Origin of the sequence: Helicobacter bizzozeronii, assembly GCF_900196775.1 — a bacterium.
GTDB lineage: Bacteria > Campylobacterota > Campylobacteria > Campylobacterales > Helicobacteraceae > Helicobacter > Helicobacter bizzozeronii.
The window spans coordinates 21,618-28,236 of record NZ_FZLB01000059.1 but is presented as its reverse complement, the minus strand read 5'-3'; the positions used below and the strand labels follow the sequence as shown (position 1 = coordinate 28,236).

Genomic DNA, 6,619 nt, shown 5'->3' with positions numbered 1-6,619 from the left:
AGCCACCACACCCCCACACCCACCACCAACCACTCCATCCAAGAGGAGGGGGATTAGTTTTTGGGTATAATAGGGCATTTGAAGTGGAGAATGTGATGTTTGTGCCCTATCCCTTTGAACGGTTACGCGCTTTGCTCAAAGATTTAACCCCCCCCCATTGTTTAGACCTCTGCATTGGAGAGCCCCAACTGCCCACCCCACTAAGTATCCAAGAGAGTTTAAAAGCCCACACGCAAGAGTTGCGTTTTTACCCCAAGAATGCGGGCGAGGCGTTTTTAAAGCAAGCCCAGATAGATTTTGTGCAAAGGCGTTTTAATGTGGGTTTGCAATCCCACCAACTCATCCCCACCTTTGGCTCTAAAGAAGCCTTGTTTAGCTTGCCTATTTTTTATCTCCATGACAAGAAACACCCTAAGATCGCCTTTTGCAACCCATTTTACCAAGTCTATTTGGCTAGCGCGCAAGTGGCTAAGGCACAAGTCATTGAGATGGAGCTTAACAAAGACAACCACTTTACCCCCACTTTGGACCCCAAACACAAGCCCCACATGGTGATCTTAAATTCCCCTAACAACCCCACCGGACGCACACTCAGCCTAGAGGAATTAAAAGAATGGGTGCTAAAAGCCTTGAATCAAAATTTCTTGCTGGTCAATGATGAATGTTATAGCAATATTTACAGCACCACACCCCCGCCCTCGATCTTGCAAGCCTGCCTAGAGGTGGGCAACACAGAATTTAAAAATGTCTTGGCGATCAATTCCATTTCTAAGGCTCTGAGTGCCCCCGGGCTTAGAAGTGGCTATGTTGCTGGCGATACGCAAATCTTGCAGGCTTACCAAGTCTTTAGGAGTTATACCGGTTGTGCCATCCCTTTACCCCTCCAGCATGCCAGTGCGATCGGTTGGAGCGACACACACGCCCAAGAGCAAATCCGCCAAATTTATGCCCGCAACCTCAATCTCGCCCAAGAAATCTTGCAAGTGCCTATCTTCCCGGCTAGCTTTTATGTGTGGCTAGAGGTGCTCGAGGGGCAAAAATTCACCCGTTATCTTTATGGCAAGGGAATTAAGGTCTTGCCCGGGGACTTCTTGGGGACTCTAGAAAGCCCGCACACCAAAAACTTTGTGCGAGTCGCTCTTGTTTATCCGCCTGAAGTGCTTGAAGGGGCGTTAAAAACGCTTAAAAACGCCCTTAGCACCTACCAGAGTTGCGCATGCTAGATCGCCCCATCCACACCTATAAAATCCATTTGATTGGCATTGGGGGGATTGGCATCTCAGGGCTGGCTAAATACCTCAAAGCGCAGGGCGCACAGGTGAGCGGTTCAGACATTGTAGAAAGCTCCATCACACGCTATTTAAAAGAGTTGGGTATTCCCATCACCATCCCCCACGATCCCAGCGCGTTAAGCGATCAAGAGGTGGTGATCCACTCTGCCATTATCAAGGTGGATAATGTGGAGATCGTGGCGGCGATGGAAAAAAATTGCATCATTTTGTCGCGTAAAAAAGCCCTAGAATACATCTTGGGCGATAAGCGGGTCTTTAGTGTGTGTGGGGCGCATGGCAAGAGCAGCACGAGTGCAATGCTGAGTGCCTTATTACCCCACTTTGGGGCGATCATTGGAGCAACTTCCAAAGCCTTTGGCTCTAATGTCAAAGAGAGTAGCAGCTCTAGCTTGGTCTTTGAAGCCGATGAATCCGATCAGAGTTTTTTACACTCCAACCCCTATTGTTCCCTTGTTACTAACGCCGAGGTGGAGCACCTAGAGGGCTATAATTACGACTTAAAAGCCTTTTATCAAGCCTATCAAGATTTTTTGCATTTGGCGCAAAAACGCGTGATTAATATTGCCGACCCTTTTTTAAAAGGCTTGGACTTGGAGGCTATACGCCTGGATCCCACCAAGGACATCAGCGATATTGCTTATTTTCTCAAAGAGGGTGAGCCCTACACCCGTTTTAAGTTTAAAGATTATGGCTTTTTTGAAGTGTGGGGCTTAGGGGAGCACACCGCTAGCAATGCGGCACTGGCGATCTTGGCTGCTTTGGGTGAATTGCCCTTAGAAACTTTGCGGGCTAATTTACTAGATTATAAGGGCATTAAAAAACGCTTTGATATTATCCAAAAAGATCGCTTGGTGGTGATTGATGATTACGCCCACCACCCCACCGAGATTCGCGCCACTTTGCAAGCCCTGCAAACCTATGCTAATTTGATCCAACAAGATAGAGCCATTGTGGTTTGGCAACCCCATAAATTCTCCCGCCTGCTAGACAATTTAGCCGCCTTTCAGGGCTGTTTTACAAGCCCGCTAATCAGCCAGCTTTATATTTTGCCTGTCTATCGTGCTGGTGAGCCCCCCCAAGAGGTGAATATGCCCCAGCTTTTCAAGCACCTCCAGCCCACCTTTATTGATCGTGTGTGGCGCACCCAAGAGGGCTTGGGGCTGTATGTGGGCGATCGCCTCATTTGCACCCTCAATCAAGGGCTTGTCATTGGTTTTGGGGCAGGGGATATCACCTCCCAGCTAAGAGGAGAATTATAGTGGGTGCTTGGGCTGTTTTGCTGTTGGTTTTGGTCCTGCTTTGGCTTTTATTAAGGGATTTTGGCTTGATTAGTTTGAAGCAAAAAATCAGCGCTATTGTCCTTTTAGGGGCTTTGGGGGCTTTTTTGATGTTTTACACCTACAAGCAAGATGAGGAAAATCAAAACCAAATGGCACTGCAACGCGCCTTTTTGCGTGGCGAGACTCTCATTTGTCGGCATGTCCATGTCAATAACAAAGAATTTAACTTTGTGGCGGGCACACTGAGTTTTTTAGGCAAAAAGAACACCCCCAAACAGGGCATGTTGGTGGATTTGCAAACTTGCATGCTGGCTAAGCCCTAATGTCTTTGATTGCCCAATTAGATTTAACACGCTTTATAGAACACTTTAGCACCTTTCTAGCCCGCCCTAAAGACTTTGCCCCCAGCCACACACCCCCCAATATTTGGGAGCATTTGCAAGAATTAGAACACCTAGATTGCTCTCCCCCCCCTGCGCTCATCTGCCTTAAAGATGCGCTCAAGGCTTTCAAAAAGGGCGGGGTGTGGCGTTTAGACACGCTATTTGCCTTCGTGCAGATCACACGCTATTTTGCCTACCTCAAAGCCCTAGCCAGCTCCAAACAACACCCGCATTTATACGCCTACTTAGATAATATCCACTTCCCCCCAGCCTTGCTCGAACTTAACACACACATGCAAGACACCCCCACGCTTAAAAGCGGATTTTACCCCGATTTAGACGCATTATCAGAGAGCCTAGCACGCCTGCAAGCCCAGCAAAAAAAACTCTTTAATCAAATTTTAAGCAAGTCAGGCTTACAGCCCTATCTTGTGGATCGCCAAGTGCATTTTGTCAATGGCATAGAAAGCTTATTGGTCAAGCCCGGTTTTAGCGTGGCGATCAAGGGGCAGGTGATCTTGCGATCCCACATGGGGTATTTTTACATTGAGCCCTTAGAAGCGCGCGATTTGAGCCGTAAAATCCAAGAGGTGCAAACTAAGATCGAGGAAAACCTAGCGCGCATTTGCACGCATTGGAGCGGGCTTTTACGCCCCCATTTTTTATTTTTACGCTTTATCAACCACGAGTTTGACTACATCGATCACATCATCGCGCGGGTGCAATTTGCCAAGAGCGCTAATTTGAGTTTTATCAAGCCCAATAATAGGGGGGATTTTACTTTAAGCTACTTTGCCCACCCCAACCTTAACAACCCTAAGCCTATTTCTTTGCGTTTTGATCGATCGCTTTTGCTCATCACGGGAGTTAATACGGGGGGTAAAACGATGTTGCTCAAATCCATTTTAAGCGCAGTATTCTTAGCCAAGCACTTTTTGCCCTTTAAAATCCATGCCCCCACTTCTAGCATCCCCTACATTGAAAATATCCAAGCCATTATCAACGACCCCCAAAATAGCCAAAATGACATCTCCACCTTCGCTGGGCGCATGCTAGACTTCCAACGCGCCCTCAGCACGCCCCAACTCTTACTAGGGGTGGATGAGATCGAACTGGGCACAGATGCCTCAGAAGCCAGCTGTCTTTACAAGGTGTTATTAGAAAAATTAATGACTCAAGGGGCTAAGATCGTGGTAACCACCCACCACAAGCATTTAGCCTTGCTCTTAGCCAAAAACCACGCTATCCAGCTCCTAGCCGCCCACTTTGACCCCCAAGCCCAACTCCCCACCTACACCTTTAGCCCCGGGCTCATTGGCAAAAGTTACGCCTTTGAAAGTGCCTTGCGCTATGGTGTGCCCGTAGAGCTCATCAACCAAGCCCGCGCCTTGTATGGAGCAGAACAAGAGAATTTAAACGCCTTGATTGAGCGCACCAGCGCGCTAGAACAAGAACTAAGAGAACAACACGCCCAGCTTGAAGAGGCTAAAAAAGCCCATAGCCAGCAAATCCAAGAGGAACTAGAACAACTCCAAGCTAAAGCCCAAGCCCAGCAAGCCAAACAAAATGCACTAGAAAAAAGCTACCAGCAAGCCCTAAGAGCCTTGCAAGACGCGCTTAAGGAATTTGAGCGCACCCAAAATAAAAGCCATGCCCACCAGCAAATCCAAGCCATCAAGGCGAGCTTAACACAACCCAAGCCCACCCCTAAAACAACAACCAACCCCCCAGCCCTCACTCAGGGCGCATGCGTGCGCTATAAAAACCAGCTAGGCAGCATTATAAGTCTTAATAAGGAGAGCTGTCTAGTGGCTTTGGACAATGGCTTAAAGATCAAGATCAACGCCCAAGAACTCACCTTAGCCACCCCCCCCAAAATCCCCCCCCAAGTCAAACTAGAGCGCAAACCCACAGTGCAAGCCTCCATGCGCTTAGATGTGCGCGCCCTAGAGGTGCTAGAAGCCTTGCAGCAAGCCCAAGACTTCTTAGCCAACGCGCTTTTGGCAGGCTTTGAAGAGGTCTTAATTGTGCATGGCAAGGGCAAGGGGATTTTACGCCAAGCCCTAAGGGAGTGGCTCAAAAAACACCCCAAAGTGATCGCCTTTGAGGACGCACCCTACAACTTGGGCGGCTCTGGCGCACAGGTGGTGAAAATTTAACACTTTAGATACCCCTCAAACAAACCTAAGACTTCCTATGCTAGAATGCACGACCAAGTAAAACACAAGGGGTAGTTGATGGGGTATTGCGGGCATTAGTTTTACTAACCCTTTTGGTGGGCTATTGTAGGGCCTATGTTGAATTAGACGATGAGGGCAAGGGGTTGGAGCTGAGTTTTTCTAATCTATCGGTTTTGAGTATCGAGTCGCTGATCGCCAGTAAAAAAGAGAGGCGTTTGTTCAATGCCATGGTCGATGCCTTGATTTTAGGGGATCTAAGTGCTGTTACCCAAAGGCTGACGGCTTATAAGGGGCTGGGCTTGCGATCTAGCAAATACGATCGCTTTGTGGGCAAGTGCCAAAAGCATGTCAAAATCCACTTACCCGTTCTCACCAACGCCTCAAGCGTGTTGAGCGGTGCTTACCATGTCAGCTTCCATTGGCGTTTTTAAACTCTTGGCGATCACCCCCCCACCCAACACGCAATCTTTTTGGTAGATCACTAGAGCTTGCCCTAGTGCCACGCCATAAACGGGTTCTCCAAAGTGCGCATAGATAATCCCATCTTTCAAGCTGATGTGCGCTTTTGTGGGTGTGCTCCTATAGCGCACCTTAACAAAGTATGTGCCCTCTTGGAAGTTAGCGGGCAGAGATTTATTTTGCGCTTCAATGTAGCTAATGGCTAAATCCTCTTTTTTGCCCACGATGATTTCATTCTGTGCGGGCACAATCCCCATAACAAAATGCGGTTCATGCGCGCCCTTGATGGTGAAACCCTTACGCTTGCCAATGGTGTAATGCATGTAGCCCTTGTGTGTGCCAACAACCTCCCCGCTGGCATCACGCACAAGCCCTTCCGTATCGACCTTGAGATGTTTTTTAAGCGTGTCAATATAGGAAGTCTCCACAAAACAAATCTCTTGGGATTCTTTGTAAGTTTGCAAAGTCCCCAAAAAGGGCATAGCTTCTAGGGCTTTGGGTTTGATCTCACTTTTAAGCAAATCACCCAAGGGGAAAATGAGCGCATTAATCGCCCTTTGGGGCAGGGCATAGAGAAAATAACTCTGATCCTTGCTTAAATCCGCTGCCTCTCTTATGCGTAACACCCCCCCCACTTCTTGCAAACGGGCATAGTGCCCGGTCGCCATTTTTTCACACCCCTGACTTAGGGCAAACTCCAAGCCTAGCCCAAACTTCATCAAGGGGTTACACAACGCACAAGGGTTGGGCGTTTGCCCTTGTTGGTAAGAATCAATGAAAGCTTGATAGACTTGTTGTTTAAAGGCTTCTTGCAAATCCAGCACTTCAAAGGGAACATTTAACGATTGCGCCACTTCTTGGCAGTTTTTAATATAAATGGCGTGTTTTTCCTCTTTGTCATGCAATTTGAGATACAGACCCAAGAGATCATGCCCGGCTTGCTTTAGCAGATACGCACTATAGGAGCTATCCACCCCCCCACTCATCAAAACAGCGATTTTCATTTAGATTCTTTTAAGTTTGAT

The 6,619-nt window shown here is 47.9% G+C and carries 6 protein-coding genes; 5 read left to right on the top strand and 1 reads right to left on the bottom strand.

The window, feature by feature from the left end; all coding sequences use genetic code 11:
* Positions 1-95: 95 nt before the first annotated feature.
* The 5 genes from C5684_RS07110 (at position 96) to C5684_RS07090 (ending at position 5,566) form a co-directional block, all read left to right on the top strand.
* On the top strand, positions 96-1,223 hold the full coding sequence (locus C5684_RS07110; protein WP_104639868.1) for a succinyldiaminopimelate transaminase: 1,128 nt from the start codon (positions 96-98) through the stop codon (positions 1,221-1,223).
* Positions 1,217-2,551: a UDP-N-acetylmuramate--L-alanine ligase gene (gene murC, locus C5684_RS07105; protein WP_199764516.1), complete on the top strand. Its 1,335-nt coding sequence runs from the start codon at positions 1,217-1,219 to the stop codon at positions 2,549-2,551. The genes C5684_RS07110 and murC overlap by 7 nt, the downstream gene beginning before the upstream one ends.
* Complete coding sequence (locus tag C5684_RS07100; RefSeq protein WP_013890999.1) at positions 2,551-2,895, top strand: hypothetical protein; 345 nt, start codon at positions 2,551-2,553, stop codon at positions 2,893-2,895. The genes murC and C5684_RS07100 overlap by 1 nt, the downstream gene beginning before the upstream one ends.
* Positions 2,895-5,114 carry an endonuclease MutS2 gene (locus C5684_RS07095; protein WP_104639866.1) on the top strand — a complete coding sequence of 740 codons (2,220 nt, stop codon included), beginning with the start codon at positions 2,895-2,897 and terminating at the stop codon, positions 5,112-5,114. The genes C5684_RS07100 and C5684_RS07095 overlap by 1 nt, the downstream gene beginning before the upstream one ends.
* An 86-nt stretch (positions 5,115-5,200) precedes the next feature.
* Positions 5,201-5,566, top strand: a complete 366-nt coding sequence (locus C5684_RS07090) for a hypothetical protein (RefSeq protein WP_034582792.1) — start codon at positions 5,201-5,203, stop codon at positions 5,564-5,566.
* Here the strand turns inward: C5684_RS07090 and mnmA are convergent.
* Positions 5,516-6,598, bottom strand: coding sequence for a tRNA 2-thiouridine(34) synthase MnmA (gene mnmA / locus C5684_RS07085; RefSeq protein WP_104639865.1), 1,083 nt, complete (start codon positions 6,596-6,598; stop codon positions 5,516-5,518). The genes C5684_RS07090 and mnmA overlap by 51 nt on opposite strands.
* Positions 6,599-6,619: the final 21 nt, after the last annotated feature.